Here is a 16770-nt window from a genome sequence, read left to right as displayed (position 1 = left end):
TCAGCGTTTGGACTGGGGGGGATTATTGTTTGTTATTCGCTTGCGTCCACAAAAGAGTGGTAGATTGACCGTATTGCCCGCTCGAAATCTTCGTTGAGGACTCCGACAATGATATTCAGCTCGCTTGCTCCCTGATCTATCATGCGGACATTTATCCTTGCGGCGGCAAGTGCACGGAAAATACGGGCGGCCGTTCCTGTCTGGGACTTCATGCTCCGTCCAACAACAGCAATCAACGCTATTCCCGACTCGACCTCGAGCGATTCGGGCTGGACGATCTTCGCTATCCTGCTCAAGACTTCCTGCTCGTGCTCGATGAACTTGGCCTCCTGAACTATGACGGTCATTGTGTCGATTCCGCTGGGCAGGTGCTCGAGGGGAATATTGTTCTCGGAGAAGCACTGCACAACTTTCGTGTAGAAGTCAGGCTGTGAGTGCATGAGATCTTTCGCGATGACGATGGAGCAGAAGTTCTTGCGGCCAGCTATGCCCGTGATTGTGTACTCCGAACGCCGCGCAGTGTTGGCGACAATCCACGTTCCCGGGTCTTCGGGACAGTTGGTGTTGCGGATGTTGATTGGGATTCCGGCCTTCTTGACGGGGAAAATCGCGTCCTCGTGCATCACGCTCGCGCCCATGTAGGAGAGTTCGCGAAGCTCCTTGTAGGTGATGTTGCGCATGACTGCAGGGCTGCTGACTATGTGCGGGTCTGCCATGAGAAGTCCGCTAACGTCCGTCCAGTTCTCGTAGACACCTGCTTTGCACGCGCGCGCAACAATCGAGCCCGTAATGTCCGAGCCCCCGCGAGAGAACGTTCTTATCCTGCCGTCAGCACCCGTACCATAAAAGCCGGGAATCACAGCGTGTTCACAGCCCTCAAGTCTCGGGACAAGAACCGCGTCCGTCCTGGCCTGGTCGAAGCTGCCGTCCTCGCCGAAGAAGATAACTTCCGCCGCGTCAACAAACTCATACCCCAAGAACGCCGCCATCACGAGGCCGTTCAGGTACTCTCCGCGCGAGGCTGTGTAGTCCCTCTCAGGCTCATGAAGCAGTTTGTTTTCTATTGCGTCGAATGCCTCAGCGAGCGAGAGGCTCAGGCCAAGATCCTGAATTATCCCGTTGTACCTGTCTTTCACGGCAAGGAACGGCTCATAGAAGTTCTGTCCCTTCACGGCGAGTTCATAGCACTCGTAGAGCAGGTCAGTAACCTTGATGTCCCCGTCGTAACGTTTTCCCGGAGCTGAGGGCACAACGTATACGCGGCTTGCATCGCTCCTGATTATGTCTCCGACCTTGCGGAACTGCCCCGCATCAGCAAGAGAACTTCCGCCGAACTTTACGACCTTCTTCATTAAGCCAGCACCCTGAACTTTTCGCCCTCTGGTTTTGCTGGAGGTTCGGAGACTTCGGCGGGCTTGAGGCCGTCAAAGCAGTTGGGGATGTTCCTGCCGATGTTCTTTGCGCACTCGATTACGTCAGAGACAACCGCGCTGGCTGTCGGAAGTTTGCCCGCTCCCCTGCCGTAGAACATGAGGTTGTCCACCTGCGTGCCGTGAACCATTATGCCGTTGAAGACATCATTAACGCCGTAAAGCGGTGAAGAGGGCGGCACAAGGTACGGTGCGACGTTCACGCTGTTCTTCTGTGCGTCATAGACACCGAGCAGCTTGATGGACATTCCGCGCGACTCTGCCATCGCGAAGTCTTCGGGGGTAATGTCCGTGATGCCCTCGCAGCTGACTTGCTCGTAGGAATATTTCTTCCCCGAAACAAGAGACGCGAGAATAGCTATCTTCCGTGCCGTGTCGTGCCCTTCAACGTCCGCCGCAGGATTTCTCTCCGCAAAACCTTTCTCCTGTGCCTCGCGCAATGCCGTCGCGAAGTCCTTGCCCGCCTTCATGTTCGTCAGAATGTAGTTGCACGTGCCGTTGAGGATTCCAGCAATCAGCGTAATTTTCTCGTGCGCACATGATTCCCTGAGAGGACGGATTATCGGTATTCCTCCGCCTACGCTCGCCTCGAACAGGTACGAGCAGTTGTGCTCGCGGGCAATCGCGCTGAGTTCCACGCCGTACGCGTCAACAAGCTCTTTGTTCGACGAACACACGGAGATTCCGCGCTCAAGTGCAAGGTGAGTGTAGGTGTAAGCCGGTTCTTTTCCGCCCATCGTCTCGCAGACGACCTTGATGTCCGGGTCGTTCACGATGACGTTGATGTCATTGACCACGCCGGGAATGTCCCTGATGTCGAGGATGTACTTCACGTGAAGCGTATCGCCGAGTACACGCTTTATCTCCGCGCAGTTCTGCTCAATGACCGTCCCTACTCCGCTGCCTATGTTGCCGTAGCCCAGTATCGCAATGTTTATCATGCTTCTACCTGCCTACTTCGCCTCGATGTAGTTCATGTGCACAAGGAGTTCTGCGCACTCGACTGCTCCGCCCGCCGCACCGCGCAAGGTGTTGTGCGAGAGCCCGACAAACTTCCAGTCGTAGATTGTGTCAGGACGAAGCCTGCCGATGCTGACTCCCATTCCTCCGCCGTAATTCACGTCAAGCGTAACCTGAGGCCTGTTGTCCTCCTCCATGTACTGGATGAAGTGTTCGGGTGCTGTCGGGAGCTTGGCCTGCTGAGGAATGCCGGAGAACGAACGGAGCTTCTCGATGAGGACTTCTTTGCTCTCGGGAGCTTTCCTGAACTTCACGAACGTTGCCGCAGTGTGGCCGTAAAGCACGGGGATTCTTATGCACTGCGCGGAGATTCTGGGTTCGCTTGCTGGGACAATCTGCCCGCCCTCAATGTGCCCGAAGATGCGGAGAGGTTCTTTCTCGGACTTCTCTTCCTCGCCGCCGATGTAGGGGATTACGTTGCCGACCATTTCCGGCCACGTAGAAAAGTTCTTGCCTGCGCCGCTGATTGCCTGATAGGTTGTTACGATGGCTTCATACGGCTCGAACTCCCTCCACGCCGCAAACGCAGGAGCATAGCTCTGAATCGAGCAGTTGGGCTTCACGGCGATGAATCCGCGCGAAGTTCCCAGCCTCTTGCGCTGGTACTGAATCACTTCAGCGTGTTCGGGGTTGATTTCGGGGATTATCATCGGCACGTCAGGTGTCCAGCGGTGCGCGGAGTTGTTCGAGACTACGGGGGTCTCTGTCCTCGCGTAGGCTTCCTCGATGGCCTTGATTTCGTCCTTCGTCATGTTCACTGCACTGAACACGAAATCAACACTGTCCGCGATGCCCGCAACATCATTAACGTCATCAAGCACCATGCCTTTAACGTTCTCGGGTATCGGCTCGTCGAGAAGCCAGCGTCCCGCCATAGCTTCCTCGTAGGTCTTGCCCTTGCTGTTGGGGGATGCGGCTATGACCTTTACATCAAACCACGGGTGATTGTGAAGTATCTGGATGAATCTCTGTCCTACCATGCCTGTTGCGCCTAAAACTCCGACGCGTAACTTTTTCTGCAAGATGCTCACTCCTCTGTGAACTGTCAAAAAATTTCTGCATAGTATATCACTGACATGCGCGCATTTTCGGGATATACTATCCATCATCCATTTATCTGCCAATCTTTGAACGTAAGGAGTAATGTCTATGCCGCTGTTCAACTTTACGAAGAAGGAACCCGCACCCGTAGTGTACCCCGCCGAGTTAAGCTCGCCTGCTGCCGGAGATTTCGTGCCCATGTCCGAACTCAAGGACGAGGCTTTTGCGGGAGGAGCACTCGGCCAGTGCTTCGGTGTCAAGCCCGAGAGCGGAGAAATATGCGCGCCCATCGACGGAGTAATCTCGGAAGTTACGGAGACAGCTCATGCGGTAGTGATTCAGGCCGGAGAAATCGAGATACTCATTCACGCCGGGATTCACACGGTGAACATGAAGGGTGAGGGCTTCAAGAGCCATGTCAAGCTCGGCAAGGTAGTACGTCGCGGAGAACCTGTAATCACTATGGATCTGTGGAAGGTCAGGAATGCGGGCTATGATGACACTGTGATTATGGCCGTGTCGAACTCGAAGGACTTTGCGAAAGTGGAGACCGTATTTTCCGGCAAGAAGATAAAGACAGGGGACGGAGTCCTGAAGGTCAGCAAGTAATGTTTTCGTGAGGGGGCATTGTGTGATGAAGCAGTGCCCTTTTTGCTTATGTAAGTTGTGCATTTATCCGCTATAATTGTTTTCACCCAACCAATTTTTTCCATTATAGGAGGTAAGTTACAAGGTGAAACGTTTTGCACGTATACTATTCGCTTCTCTGCTTGCTCTCTCTTTATGCACGACCGGCCTCTTTGCGGCTGACGGCGCAGCTCCTGTCGTCGTCGAGTCCCCTGCCGCACCATCAGGCTGGAAGTTCGACCGTGAAGTCATCATCGTCTGCCCGTGGGGCGAGGGCGGCGGTGCTGATGCCACACTGCGCGCGTTAGTTCCTCTGCTCAGCGAGAGGATCGGCCAGCACATCACTGTGATGAACGTTACCGGCGGAAACGGCACGAACGGTGCGGCATATGTCCGTGAGCGTCCGGCAGACGGCTATATGTTCATGCTCGGAACACAGAGCCTGCTGATTCAGGACGTTATGGGCGAGATGAAGTTCAAGTTCCTCGATGAGTTCGTGCCCGTTGCGCGTCTGGTTCACGCAATCGACGTTATTGCGACATCACGCAGGGCAATGGAGGAACGCGGCTTCGGGACGTTCAGCCAGCTCCGCGACTACATCAAGGCACATCCTTTCAGCGTGAGTGTCGGAATGCTCACCCGTGTCGGAGTTGACGGCCTGTCGTTCCAGCAGGCAACCGAAGGCCTTAACATCCTCGAGGTCGATTACCCGACAGGCGCAGGAATGACCGGCGCGCTTCTTGCGGGACAGATTGACCTGATGATTACGGGAACTCAGGAAGTCGAGAGCCAGATACAGACCGGCGACATCATCCCGTTGCTGGTTCTCGCTGAAAAGCGCATGAACCGTTATCCTAACGTCGAGTGCTCGCAGGAGCTGGGCATCAATGCATTTTTGGGCTCAGAGCGCGGAATTTTCGCGAAGAAGGGCACTCCTCAGGAAGCAGTTGACGCAATGAGAGCCGCCATCGCCGACGCAGTGAAGTCCGAAGCGTGGAATGATTTTCTTCAGCAGGGCACGTATGACGAGAGGCCGGGTTATGCCGACGCTCCCGAGTACCAGCAGGCTCTCAGTGATGAGTACAAGACCTTCACCGACATGCTGAAGCCCGCAAAAGCTCCGGCCAAGAAAGCCGCCGCCGCACCCTCAACGAAACTTGCGGTTATAGGCTTCCTGATGGTTCTTGTGCTGATAATCTGCCTCATCAAGAAGATTGTTATCCCGCCGATCGCATTCATTCTTCTCCCGACGATTGCGGCACTCTGCGCAGGGTTTGACCCGCTGGTCATCAACAAGTTCGCGGCTTCGGGCATCAGCAAGATGGTTTCTACGGTGTCGCTGTTCGTGTTCTCAATTTCGTTCTTCTCGCTGATGAGCGATCAGGGAGTCTTTGACCCCGTCGTCAACTTCCTCATCAAGAAGGCAGGAACTAACGTAACGCTTGTACTGCTTGCCACTGCGGCGGTTGCGGTAATCGGACACCTTGACGGTTCAGGAGCTACAACGTTCATCATCACGATTACGGCAATGCTCCCGCTGTTCAAGAAGCTGAAGATGGACAACAGAGCGTTGATGATGCTCGTCTGCGTTGCTATCGGCGTTATGAACGTCTGCCCGTGGGGCGGCCCGACAATCCGTGCGGCAACAGTTCTCGAGACAGACCCCAATATCCTCTGGCACAGGCTGCTTCCTGTTCAGGGTGCAATGCTGGCGATTACGTTTATCGTTGCGTTCCTGCAGAGCGGCATCCAGAAGAGGCGCATCAAGAAGCTCGGCCTGACTGCTGACGAGACAGCAGAGGAAGCGGCGGCTGAGGAAGCGAAGGGCCCGAAGGTCTCAACGCTCCTGCAGTGGTACAACTTCCTGATAGTTGTTGCGGTTATCGTCATCCTCATGATGGGACTGCTCAACCCTGCATATACGTTCATGCTGGCACTCGCGCTCACTCTTCCGTTCAACATCAAGAGCCTCAAGGAGCAGAACGGCAAGCTGAAGAATTACGGCGTTGCGGCAATGTCGATGGTTGTTACGCTGTTTGCGGCCGGTATCTTCACGGGAGTCCTCAGCGGAACAGGAATGCTCAACGCAATGGCTTCCGCAGTCGTTACGGTAATTCCGCCGGATCTCGGACGTTACACACACTTCATCGTAGCGTGCTTCGCAGTACCGTTAATCATGTGCTTGGGCACGGACAGCTTCTACTTCGGGCTTCTGCCTGTCGTTGTGGGGATTGCCTCGCAGTTCGGCGTGAACCCGATGGATGTTGCGTGCGTGCTTCTCGTTGCTGAGAACGTCGGCGTAATGATTTCCCCGCTTTCGCCCGCAATGTATCTCGGTCTCGGACTTCTGGAGATCGATGTCGGCGAACACATCAAGTACTCGCTTGTGTGGATCTGGGGAGTCAGTCTTCTCGCAATTGCGGCCTGCATAGTTCTCGGAGTAACTCCGCTGTAACCGCAAGCCTGAACCGCTAAGCACTAACGAACACAAATGCCGTTGTCTTTACACCATGAGGACGGCGGCAATTTTTTAGGGAAAGGAACTTCACGGTCTTGATGTCGGGTGTGCAAGAGGACGGTGTTGATGTGGTCAACGGACTGTTTCCGCAGGACTTCACCATCAGCCGAACGTATGACTTCATAATCTTCAACGACGTATTTGAGCATCTGCCCGACTTGGACTCTGTGCTCAGAAAATGCGGCGAACTTCTTAAGCCCGAAGGAATCTTAATCATCAACTGCCCCGACAGCGGCGGAATATTCTTCAGGGTTGCAAACGTTATGAGGAAGCTGGGGATTGACACCTACTGGCGGCGTTTGTGGCAGGTGGACTTCTACTCACCGCACCTTTGGTACTTCAACAAGGACAACCTCTCGCAAATTCTGAGAGGATACGGCTTCTTATGCACAGATTATTTCGCACCCAAGACCATAACAGTGAACGGCCTCAGACAGCGGATAATGTCCGGCGCAAAAAATTCTGCAGCAGGTTATGCTACATACATTGCTGTCTTGGCGGCCAGTCCGTTTTTGAATCTATTGCCTAAAGATATAATGTGCTTATTCTTCAAGCAAAACAAGGAGGAGATATTTTCATGAAGCTCAGGATTTTTGCGGTTCTCGCCGTGCTTGCCGGGCTGTCGTCGTGTGCACATGCCGCGATTGATGAAGCAGTCGTCGAGCGCGCGTGGAAGAGAATCGCTCAAGCAGACGGCTTCAAGCAGGTCAGCGTGAACTACGTCAACGACAAGTCCCCTAACGCGTGGGTAGCCTTCAAGTCCGCTGACGACTTCACCATCAACGTAACGCGCGGGCTGATGAGCATCCTGAACAGCGAGGAGGAGATGGCAGGCGTGTGGGGGCACGAGATCGGGCACGTGCGACTCGGGCACTACAACAAAGGAGTAACCCGCAACGTTATCTGGAACATAGGGAGTGCAGTTCTTCAGCGCAAGACCGGGCAGGTCGTCCAGAAGCTCGGTGCTGTCGGAATGAACCTCGCGGAAAACGGCTTCAGCCGCCACGACGAGACACAGTCCGACGAATACGGCGTGAAGCTCCTCGTGAAGGCAGGCTATGACCCTCTGGGGCTCTACCGCGCAATGAAGGCCTTTAAGGACAACGGCTACGGCACGAAGTCGGGAGTCGTTAACTGGTTCAGCACGCACCCTGCGACTGACGACCGCCTCAAGAAGCTGCAGGAGTTCGCGGCAAAGTACGGAGGCAAACAATGAAGAGGATGCTGATATGCGCGAGTGTCCTGCTGTGGAGCTCGTGCGCGAATGCTTCGATAACAAGCAGTGATGTCCAGGCCGCGTGGGAAAAAATCTCTAAGGCCGACGGTTTCGAGACCATAGCGATAACCTACGAGAAGAGCGACTCGCCCAACGCGTGGGTAAAGTTCAAGTCGGACAAGGACTTCAGCGTCCACGTAACGCAGGGACTGATGAAGATACTGACCTCTGAAGAAGAGGTAGCCGGAGTGCTGGGGCACGAGATAGGTCATGTCAGGCTCGGGCACTACAATAAGGGAGTCGGCAGGAACATCGGCTGGGCAGTCTTGGGCTACGCGCTGGGCAGGGCAGGAGGTATCGCTCAGGCAATCGGGAGCGTGGGGATTAACCTCGCGGAGAGCGGATTCTCGCGCGGCCAAGAAGTCGAGGCTGATGACTACGGCACAGAACTCCTCAAGAAAGCAGGTTATGACCCTATGGGGCTCTACCGTGCAATGAAAGCCTTTAAGGACAACAACTACGTTACCCAGCCCAATGGCTTCAACTCACACCCGCCGACAGCACGGAGGCTCAAGCATCTCTGGGACAAAGCCAAATCATTGAGCGGAACACCCGCTAAGGAGGAATGACGCAATTGCTGAGAAAATTTGCGCTGGCTGCCGCGCTGGTGATGCTGTGTGCTTCTGGTGCATTGGCATTTTCCGGCGGGACGGGCACGAGCTCTGACCCGTACATTATCGCTTCTGCCAGCGACATCAACAGCATGAGAGGCGGAACGGCTTACTACAAGCTCTCGGACGACATCCAGATGTCCGGCTATACTTGCTGGTTGTGGCAGCCCGTAGACTTCGGGGGTTACTTCGACGGCAACGGCAAGAACATCTACATTGACATAAGGCCGTACTTCTCCGACACTCCCTACATGCTGATACATTACGGGCGCGCGCTCTTCGGGAACGTCAGCGGAACAATCGTGAACCTCCGCGTCGAGGGGAAAGTCTCCGGCTACCATGCGGCAGGGATAGTGCAGAACCTCATCTCCGGCGGCACGATAAAGGACTGTGTTTTCTCGGGGACTGTAACCTCGCGGACAATGTCGGAGAATGATTACTTCGAGGAGACGCTTGACGTGCTTCTGGACTACTTGGCCGAAAACTACGACGATGAGCTTACGTCTGATACGGCTGCGTTCGAGAGGACTTACATAGGGGGAATGTACGCCGGAGGAATCGTCAACAGCCTGCAGGACGGGACAGTTGAGGGCTGCAAGTTCAGCGGCACGGTCAGGAGCGCGGCGGCGGACAACAACTTCTCCTCAGGCGGAATAGCCGCACTGATGTACGGCGGCAACATCACGGGCTGTTCCGTGAACGGCGACTCGACAATCACCGGCTCCAACAGCACGGCGTTGAACGGAGCAATAATGTCCGCCGGAGGCATCGCGGGCTACACGAACACTGCGCTGACGAGCAGGATCTACAGCTGCACATTCGAGGGAGAAGTTGAGAGCTCGTATTACGCCGGAGGCATCGCGGGGGAAGTTCACGGCACGAAGCTAGAGAGCAACACGGTGAACCCTGCGTCGCTGATAACCGCATCGTACTCTGCCGGAGGAATCGTCGGCTATCTGAGTTCAGGCGGAAAAGCGGACTACAACACCGTCTCGTCGGGAGCTTCCGTCTCAGCAGACCAGAAGAGTGCTGGCGGAGTCGTAGGTCTCCTGGACACAGAGTCGAAAGCCGGAGCAACGGTCAGCAACAACACGTCTAATGCGGTAATCAGCGGCTCTGCGGGAGGTCAGGGAGGAATCATCGGTTCGGTCGGAAGCAACACGTACATTGACACGGCTGTCGGAGACGGAAACACGTACAGCGGAGCGTCGTTCGGGATAGGCAGCGACAGGAACGGCCAGGCCACTAACGGCAATACTGCTCATGTAACGTCCCTGAACTACAGCATAACAGCCGAGAAGCTCGATGATGCCACGTACAACTCAGTCTACTCGCACACCTTCAAGACCAACACCAATGCCAGCCTCCCCATAACGTGGGAACTTTCCGGCGACCTGCCTTCAGGGATGAATTTTGCTGACGGAGTGCTCTCCGGGACACCGTCGGAGACCGGGACGTTCGCCTTCAGGCTCAAGGCTACGATAGACGAAACCGATACGCCTGTGCAGAACTTCACGCTGACGGTAAACCCTACCTTCACGATAACTCTTCCTGCAGAGGCCAACGAGGACAACGAGATCGAGGTTGCCGCAGGGGACGCGATAAACTTGACGTTCACCGGCCCGGCAGGTTCTACGCTGACGGTTTCCGGGCTTCCGTCAGAACTGGGCAATCCGTCTGGGTCTTCGCCTCTGACGATAACGGGAATCATAACCGTGCCGGGAAGCTACGCCTTCGAGGTTACGGGCGAATACGACGGGCAGACTTCGACGACCGGGACACTGACGCTCATCGTTCACTCCGCGATAACGCTGACCACCACAGTCCTTGATCCAAACACCGGCTCAGCATACAGCGATTATTCTGCGGACATAGAGTTTTCCCCGAGCTCAGCGTCCAGCATAACCGGCACTGACCTGAACGTGTGGCTCACGGATAATCCCGATTGGCTGAGCATCAGCAAGGTTACGCAGAACGGCAGGTGGCTCGGGAGACTTAGCGGCACTCCGACAGAATCAGGAGACTTCAGCTTCACGGTGAACGTAAGCCTGAACGTCAGTACAAGAACGTTCACAGCAAGCAGGGACTATGAGCTGTACATTGACTCGTCGCACGACATAAGTACTGCGTCTTTCTTCACGATAACGACGAACAAGGTTCTTCCGCACGCAAAGCTAAGCTCTGACTACGCAGTTACCCTCTCGACGGATGCCTCAGCAGACGAGACAGTAACGTGGTCAGTGGCCGGAGGTGCGCTCCCGGTGGGCTTTGTTCTAGACAGCGGGACAGGCACAATCTCGGGCTTTTCGTCGGCCGAAGGTACGTACAACTTCACGGTACGTGCTTCAACAAGCAGCTTCAGAACGACGAAGGACTTTGTGCTGACGGTCGGAGACGAGATGATAATCACGACAAGTTCACAGCTCCCGACAGTCGATGCAGGTTCTGCGGTCTCGATAACCTTCACGATTGACGACGACACATATACTTCCCTCACGTGGTCAGTGGTGAGCGGCTCGATTCCTCCAGGCTTGACGCTGGATCAGTCGTCTGGGACACTTTCCGGCAACGCGCAGACGGCCGGGACGTACAAGTTCACGGTTCAGGGAGTGTCGGGGTACGCTGTTGCGGAGAAGGAATTTACCCTCAAGGTAGAGCTGGTCATAACGAGCGAGGCATACCTCCCCAACGCCAAAGTCGGTGAGAAGTATCTGTATGTCTTCACGTCGAACGGAGCAGCTGACGTTGTGTGGTCAGTTTCGTCGGCGGACAATCTGCCTGCGGGACTGTCGATGGATTCTGACGGGGTGTTCTCGGGCACAACCACAGAGAGCGGAACATACCGCTTCATGGTGTACGCGTTCGTGAACGATGACATTTCGGCACGGAAGTCCGTACAGCTGACGGTAGAAACGTCTTCCGCCCTGCCGATAACTACGGCATCTCTTCCTGCGGGCACGGTCGGCCAAGAGTACTACGCGGAACTTCTCTCGCCCATTGAAGGCGCAGTTTGGTCGCGCGAAGGAGGAACTCTTCCTCCGGGACTTACGCTGGGCAGCAACGGGCTGATTTCGGGAACGCCGGAGGAGGCCGGGACGTTCCGCTTCATTGTGAGGGCAGCAGTTCTCACGCGCGAAGGTACGAGGCAGCTGGCGATAACGATTGCTCCAGCTGTGGAGAGCGGCGATGTTTCGGACGATGTTCCTGCTTCCGGCGGCGGAGGAGGATGCGATTCGGGGTTCTCTGCTCTGGGGCTGGCTGTAGTGTGTATGATACTGCGGCGACGCTAGATTCTCGCTCACCCCCTCTTAAGACTAAGGGGGGGTATTTTTTTTGCTATAATGTGCAGAATCACAAACACCAACAAGAAATTAGGAGAGCAGGTGAAGACATTTTGAGAACCAGAGCCTTGCTGCTTGCGTCATTGTGTCTTGCGGCAATATCCAGCGCAGAAGCAGTCGAACGCATCACCGTAACTCCCGGAGCAGGAGCCTCACTTGAAGGAGTCCGCACGTATTCCGGCGTTGTGATGGGAGCATACCAGAAAGTCTATGCGATGAATTTCGAGATCTGGAAGCCTGCAGACCTTCCCGCAGGGTGGTACGCGACTTTCGACGGTTTCCCCGTAGCACAGATAGCCGAGAACAGGTGGGTTTACGGACAGCTTGGCATTGACGGGACAATAAAGCCGACGAATGTTCTTGTGGGCTCGGTAGTGCCGTCGAACGTTCCCGGCCTTGCACGCATCGCGGCAGTGTGGAGCTACGGACGCAGTGCAGACAGCCCGGAGTTCCAGAAGATTCGCGTGTACATGTGCAACCGTATGGGCTGGCTGAATGACGGTTACGTCAACACGATCATTGCATGGAACACCAGAAAGCCCGGCGTGTGGATATGGCTCGGGGACAGGTGGAGGATGTTCGAGCCCAGAAGCGGCGAATACACGTGGCAGATGCTCAAGAGGCTGAGTCCCTACATTGCCGACGAACTCAGAAAGAATCACGCGTGGTATCAGGGCGGCGAGCCTACGGAGGTTGCTGACCTCGCAAGGCAGTGGGGCTTCATCTGGAGCGGAAAAGTTATCCTCGAGAGCCTGAGAACCTACAAGGACAGCGGCGGAAGCGAAACAGTTACATCAATGCAGGATGCTTCGCGTTCACCATCCGGCGGCGGAGAGGAATCGCCTGCACCTCCAGAGAAAGAGAACTCATCTCCACAGTGGGACGTAGACTGACATGAACAACAGACAAAGAATAGACCAGCTCCTTAGCATGGCGTGGAACTCACAGAGCACGGCGCGCACCCTTGCCATCGTGAACCAGATTCTGGAGATTTCTCCCGGAAACGTCGACGCACTCATCATGAAGGCCGACATCACCGAGAACCTCACGGCCAAGACAAAGCTCCTTGCCCGCGCCCTTGAAGCTCTCAACGACCCCGAGAACTACGAGGCAGAGGACAGGGAAGTTCTGCTGTACGTCGTGAACCAGAGGCTGGCATTTGCGCTCTTCTACGACGGCAAGTTTGCTGAGGCATTCACGTTCTGCAAGGAGGCCGTAAAGTACGGCGAAGCAATCGATGACCCCGAAGCCGACGAGACAAAAGCGGCGGTGAAGTCCATGTATTACCGTCTGCTTGTGATGCGCGGCGACTGGAGCAGGATTCTCGAGGAGGCAATGAAGGACGAGGAGCACTCTCTTGCGTGGGGGTACTCGAGGCTTATTGCGGCGTGGATGCTAGCTCCCGGCAACGCACGAAGTATCTGCGCGGGGATGTTCTGGGACGTGCTGATGCTCGGAGCTGATGTTCCGTTCTACATGCTGGGTTACTTCCCCGAACCAGGCGACGAAGCCAGCGACGAAGCTCACGACGAGTTCGACTTTGCCCTGTTGTTCTACGACAGCCTGTCGGTCTCGGAAGACTTCTACCAGTGGTTCACCAGAGGAACGATACTGTTCGGGCTTCTGTCCGGCCGCTTCGAGGAGAAGGAGCGCGAGTACCTGCTTGACGTTCTGGACACGCTGGGCGGCTACGAAGAATATGAGAAGATGAGCAGCCTCATAGTTGAGGGCGACGACGAAGCAGTGATAGAGATGCTTGCGGCTAATAAATGTTTGGCAGAATAAGGAGAAAGTATATTGACACGAAAAATTGATACAGGTTCACGGTTCAGATTGACACCAGACAAGCTGAGGAGGACAAAGCCCCCCGAGTCGTGGAAGTTTGCGACAACTGACGACATAGCACTGACGAAGCCCCGCAGACCTGAGCCTCTGATAGGACAACAGAGAGCAGTGGAGTCGATAGAGTTCGGGTTAGCGGTGAAGGGCAAAGGCTACAACATCTTTGTTGTCGGACAGCCCGGAAGCGGAAGGACAAGCTACGTCCTCGAACGTCTCCAGAACTTGGCCGCCTCGCTCCCAGCTCCTGACGACTGGCTCTACCTCTACAACTTCAGCAAGCCCGGCGAACCTATGGCGGTGAGTGTCCCCGCCGGAAAAGGCAAGACCCTCTGCACAGAGCTTGAGGAACTCATCAAGGACTTGAAGTCGGCGATAAGCAAAGCATTTGAGCAGTCGCAGTACGAGGACGCGAAGGCCGGGCACATCAAGGAGTTCCAGGAGAAGGCAGGCGCAATAATGGACAGGCTGAGGGCACAGGCGGCGCGCCAGCATTTTTCCTTGAAGCGCACACCGCAGGGGTTCATCAATGTTCCGCTGATTAAGGACAAGGACGAGGACGGCAAGGAGATTATCCGCGAACTCAAGCCCGAAGAGTACGAGGCACTAGACGAGAAGAAGCAGAAGAAGTATCAGGCCGCCAGCGAACGTATCTCACAGCGCACGTTGGCGGGAATGCGTGAGATCCGCGACATGGAGAAAGCCCTCAAGGAGAAGCTCAGCAAGTTAGAGGCCGAAATCTGCCGTTCAGCAATTGAGCCGTGCCTTAGGGAATTGCGCGAGAAGTATGCGGGGAATGCTCCGCTCCTCGATTGGTTTGCGGCAATGACAGAAGACGTTATCGAGAACTCGGGAGCATTCGTTACGGCCTCGAGGGACGAGAACGCAGAGGTTGACTTCACGCGGTATCAGGGAAACCTGTTCGTCAGCAACGACCCCGCGAAAGGTGCTCCCGTAATTTGGGAGACTAATCCGACGTACTACAACTTATCCGGCAGAGTCGAGCACGAGAGCCACCAGGGCTACCTGTACACGGACTTCCGGAAGATTCTTGCGGGAGCGTTCCACAAGGCTAACGGCGGATTCTTGGTTGTTGACGCGGAAAAAGTACTGATGAATTTCATGAGCTGGGAAGCCATCAAACGCCTCCTCCGAACCGGCGAGGCAGCAATAGAGAACTTAGGCGAGCAGTACGGAGCATTACCCGTTGCGACGCTGAGGCCTGAACCGATAAAGATAAACATGAAGGTTATCATGACGGGTTCGCCGTACATATATGAGCTTCTGCAATACTACGATGCGGAGTTCGGAAAAATCTTCAAGATTAAGGCGAGCTTTGATTACGACATGCCCAGAACCGCAGGCAATGAACGTCTTATGGCCAAATACATTGCCGAAATCATTAAGCGTGAACACCTGAAGCCGTTTGACGCGTCTGCACTCTCCGAGATAATCGAGTGGGCAAGCCGTGAAGCTGAAGACCAGAACCTTCTTTCCGTTGAGGTAGGAAGCCTGCGCGAACTCCTGGCCGAGTCCGACGCGTGGGCAAGGTCTGAGACGGTAACGCGTTCTGATGTCATCAAGGCCATCGAGCACAAAAATTACCGTTCGGGGCTCTACAGGGACAAGCTGGCACGGGCATTCAGGGACGGAGTTATACACATCGACACGACAGGCACGGCAGTAGGACAGATTAACGGCCTGAGCGTGATTGACCTGAACGATTACCGCTTCGGGCATCCGTCGAGAATAACGGCTAATGTCTTCATGGGGCAGGAAGGAGTCGTGAACATCGAGCGCGAAGTCAAGATGACCGGCCCGATACACAACAAGGGGTTAATGATTCTCTCGAGCTATCTCGGACGGAAATACGCGCAGGATATGCCGCTGTCCCTTTCTGCACACATAACGTTTGAGCAGAACTATTCCGGCATTGAGGGAGACAGCGCAAGTTCTACGGAGCTCTACTGCCTTCTGTCTGCGCTCTCAGGCCTTCCGCTGAAGCAGGGGATTGCGGTTACGGGAAGTGTTGACCAGTTCGGAACAGTCCAGCCCATCGGAGGCGTGAACGAGAAGATAGAGGGCTTCTACGAGTACTGCAAGATAGCTGGTCTCACGGGTGAACAAGGAGTGATGATTCCAGAAGCCAACGCGCGGCACTTGATGCTGAGCAATGAGGTGATAGAGGCTGTGCGTTCAGGAAAATTCTCCGTGTGGACAGTCGGAAACATCGACGAAGGGATAGAGCTCCTTACGGGGGTCAAAGCCGGAACACTGCGCAAGGACGGTTCATACACGGAAGGAAGCGTACACGGCCTCGTGAAGGCACGGCTGAAGAAGATGCTCTCCGACGGAATGAAGCTCGAGAAGAAGCTATCACGTTCACCGCGCAGGAAGAAGAAGAATGCACCAGCGAAAGATACTCCGAGTGCTTGATCTTCTGGAGCCAGAATACCATAACGAAGCCCGTCCTCCAGTTCTCGGCCACGCTGAGCCGCTGGACGGGCTTATACTTACGGTGCTTTCACAGAACACTAACGACGTGAACCGCGACCGTGCTTTTGCGTCGCTGAAGGCCAAGTTTCCGGCGTGGAGCGATGTTGTTGATGCGGGAGCAGCTGAACTCGAAGGCACGATAAGGACGGCAGGGCTCGCGCATACCAAAGCACAGAGAATCATCACGATACTCGGGAAAATTCACGCTGACTTCGGGGACTACACGCTGAAAGATATTCCCCGCGACGGAATGAAGGAGTACCTCCGCGCGCTTCCCGGTGTCGGCGCAAAAACTGTAGCGTGCGTTATGCTGTTCGAGTTCGGTATGAAGGCGTTTCCCGTTGATACTCACGTTACGCGTGTTGCACGGAGGACGGGAATTGCGGACAGGAAAAATTCGCCGGAAGATATTTCCGTGATGCTCGAAGGTGCTGTGCCGGTAGAGCGGTGTTTGGGCGGGCACGTGAATATGATTGCTCACGGCCGGGCAGTGTGCCATCCGCAGAAGCCGGAATGCGCAGGGTGCGTGCTCTCCGAAATCTGCGACAAAAATTTATAGGAGGCAGTTAAG

At 55.2% G+C, this 16770-nt stretch carries 13 protein-coding genes; 10 read left to right on the top strand and 3 right to left on the bottom strand.

Going from position 1 to position 16770, the window contains the following annotated elements:
- Window positions 1-32: 32 nt before the first annotated feature.
- From IJT02_07160 to asd, 3 genes are read right to left on the bottom strand one after another with little or no spacing between them, the layout of a single operon-like run.
- Window positions 33-1352: an aspartate kinase gene (locus IJT02_07160; protein MBQ7544707.1), complete on the bottom strand. Its 1320-nt coding sequence runs from the start codon at window positions 1350-1352 to the stop codon at window positions 33-35.
- Window positions 1352-2371, bottom strand: a complete 1020-nt coding sequence (locus IJT02_07155; GenBank protein MBQ7544706.1) for a homoserine dehydrogenase — start codon at window positions 2369-2371, stop codon at window positions 1352-1354. Before IJT02_07155 ends, IJT02_07160 begins: the two co-directional genes overlap by 1 nt.
- A 12-nt stretch (window positions 2372-2383) precedes the next feature.
- Window positions 2384-3472 (bottom strand): aspartate-semialdehyde dehydrogenase, encoded by a 1089-nt coding sequence (gene asd, locus IJT02_07150; GenBank protein MBQ7544705.1) that lies wholly within the window; start codon window positions 3470-3472, stop codon window positions 2384-2386.
- Window positions 3473-3599: 127 nt separating this feature from the next.
- On the opposite strand from asd, the gene IJT02_07145 reads away from it, so the two are divergent.
- The 10 genes from IJT02_07145 (at window position 3600) to IJT02_07100 (ending at window position 16758) form a co-directional block, all read left to right on the top strand.
- Entirely contained in the window at window positions 3600-4100 is a 501-nt protein-coding gene (locus tag IJT02_07145) for a PTS glucose transporter subunit IIA (protein ID MBQ7544704.1), read from the top strand.
- Window positions 4101-4224: 124 nt separating this feature from the next.
- Window positions 4225-6573: a TRAP transporter large permease subunit gene (locus IJT02_07140; GenBank protein ID MBQ7544703.1), complete on the top strand. Its 2349-nt coding sequence runs from the start codon at window positions 4225-4227 to the stop codon at window positions 6571-6573.
- A 98-nt stretch (window positions 6574-6671) separates the two neighbouring features.
- Complete coding sequence (locus tag IJT02_07135; protein MBQ7544702.1) at window positions 6672-7217, top strand: class I SAM-dependent methyltransferase; 546 nt, start codon at window positions 6672-6674, stop codon at window positions 7215-7217.
- Window positions 7214-7852, top strand: a complete 639-nt coding sequence (locus IJT02_07130) for a M48 family metallopeptidase (protein ID MBQ7544701.1) — start codon at window positions 7214-7216, stop codon at window positions 7850-7852. Before IJT02_07135 ends, IJT02_07130 begins: the two co-directional genes overlap by 4 nt.
- Complete coding sequence (locus IJT02_07125) at window positions 7849-8481, top strand: M48 family metalloprotease (GenBank protein ID MBQ7544700.1); 633 nt, start codon at window positions 7849-7851, stop codon at window positions 8479-8481. The genes IJT02_07130 and IJT02_07125 overlap by 4 nt, the downstream gene beginning before the upstream one ends.
- 5 nt (window positions 8482-8486) lie before the next feature.
- Complete coding sequence (locus tag IJT02_07120; GenBank protein MBQ7544699.1) at window positions 8487-11813, top strand: putative Ig domain-containing protein; 3327 nt, start codon at window positions 8487-8489, stop codon at window positions 11811-11813.
- A gap of 104 nt (window positions 11814-11917) precedes the next feature.
- Window positions 11918-12757 carry a hypothetical protein gene (locus IJT02_07115; GenBank protein MBQ7544698.1) on the top strand — a complete coding sequence of 280 codons (840 nt, stop codon included), beginning with the start codon at window positions 11918-11920 and terminating at the stop codon, window positions 12755-12757.
- A 1-nt stretch (window position 12758) separates the two neighbouring features.
- A complete protein-coding gene (locus IJT02_07110; GenBank protein ID MBQ7544697.1) occupies window positions 12759-13649 on the top strand; it encodes a hypothetical protein in 891 nt (296 codons plus the stop codon).
- A 48-nt stretch (window positions 13650-13697) separates the two neighbouring features.
- Window positions 13698-16139: an AAA family ATPase gene (locus IJT02_07105; GenBank protein ID MBQ7544696.1), complete on the top strand. Its 2442-nt coding sequence runs from the start codon at window positions 13698-13700 to the stop codon at window positions 16137-16139.
- Window positions 16108-16758 (top strand): endonuclease III, encoded by a 651-nt coding sequence (locus IJT02_07100; GenBank protein MBQ7544695.1) that lies wholly within the window; start codon window positions 16108-16110, stop codon window positions 16756-16758. The genes IJT02_07105 and IJT02_07100 overlap by 32 nt, the downstream gene beginning before the upstream one ends.
- The last annotated feature ends 12 nt before the right edge of the window (window positions 16759-16770 follow it).

Source organism: Synergistaceae bacterium, assembly GCA_017450125.1.
Classification (GTDB): Bacteria; Synergistota; Synergistia; order Synergistales; family Aminobacteriaceae; genus JAFUXM01.
This window is presented reverse-complemented; position numbering and strand designations above follow the sequence as displayed.

What these genes read in the sequence shown, in the direction of transcription:
- IJT02_07160 (MBQ7544707.1), bottom strand. Translation starts at nt 1,352, where the DNA reads ATGAAGAAGGTCGTAAAGTTCGGCGGAAGTTCTCTTGCTGATGCGGGG.
- IJT02_07125 (MBQ7544700.1), top strand. Translation starts at nt 7,849, where the DNA reads ATGAAGAGGATGCTGATATGCGCGAGTGTCCTGCTGTGGAGCTCGTGC.
- IJT02_07145 (MBQ7544704.1), top strand. Translation starts at nt 3,600, where the DNA reads ATGCCGCTGTTCAACTTTACGAAGAAGGAACCCGCACCCGTAGTGTAC.
- IJT02_07130 (MBQ7544701.1), top strand. Translation starts at nt 7,214, where the DNA reads ATGAAGCTCAGGATTTTTGCGGTTCTCGCCGTGCTTGCCGGGCTGTCG.
- IJT02_07110 (MBQ7544697.1), top strand. Translation starts at nt 12,759, where the DNA reads ATGAACAACAGACAAAGAATAGACCAGCTCCTTAGCATGGCGTGGAAC.
- IJT02_07100 (MBQ7544695.1), top strand. Translation starts at nt 16,108, where the DNA reads ATGCACCAGCGAAAGATACTCCGAGTGCTTGATCTTCTGGAGCCAGAA.
- IJT02_07155 (MBQ7544706.1), bottom strand. Translation starts at nt 2,371, where the DNA reads ATGATAAACATTGCGATACTGGGCTACGGCAACATAGGCAGCGGAGTA.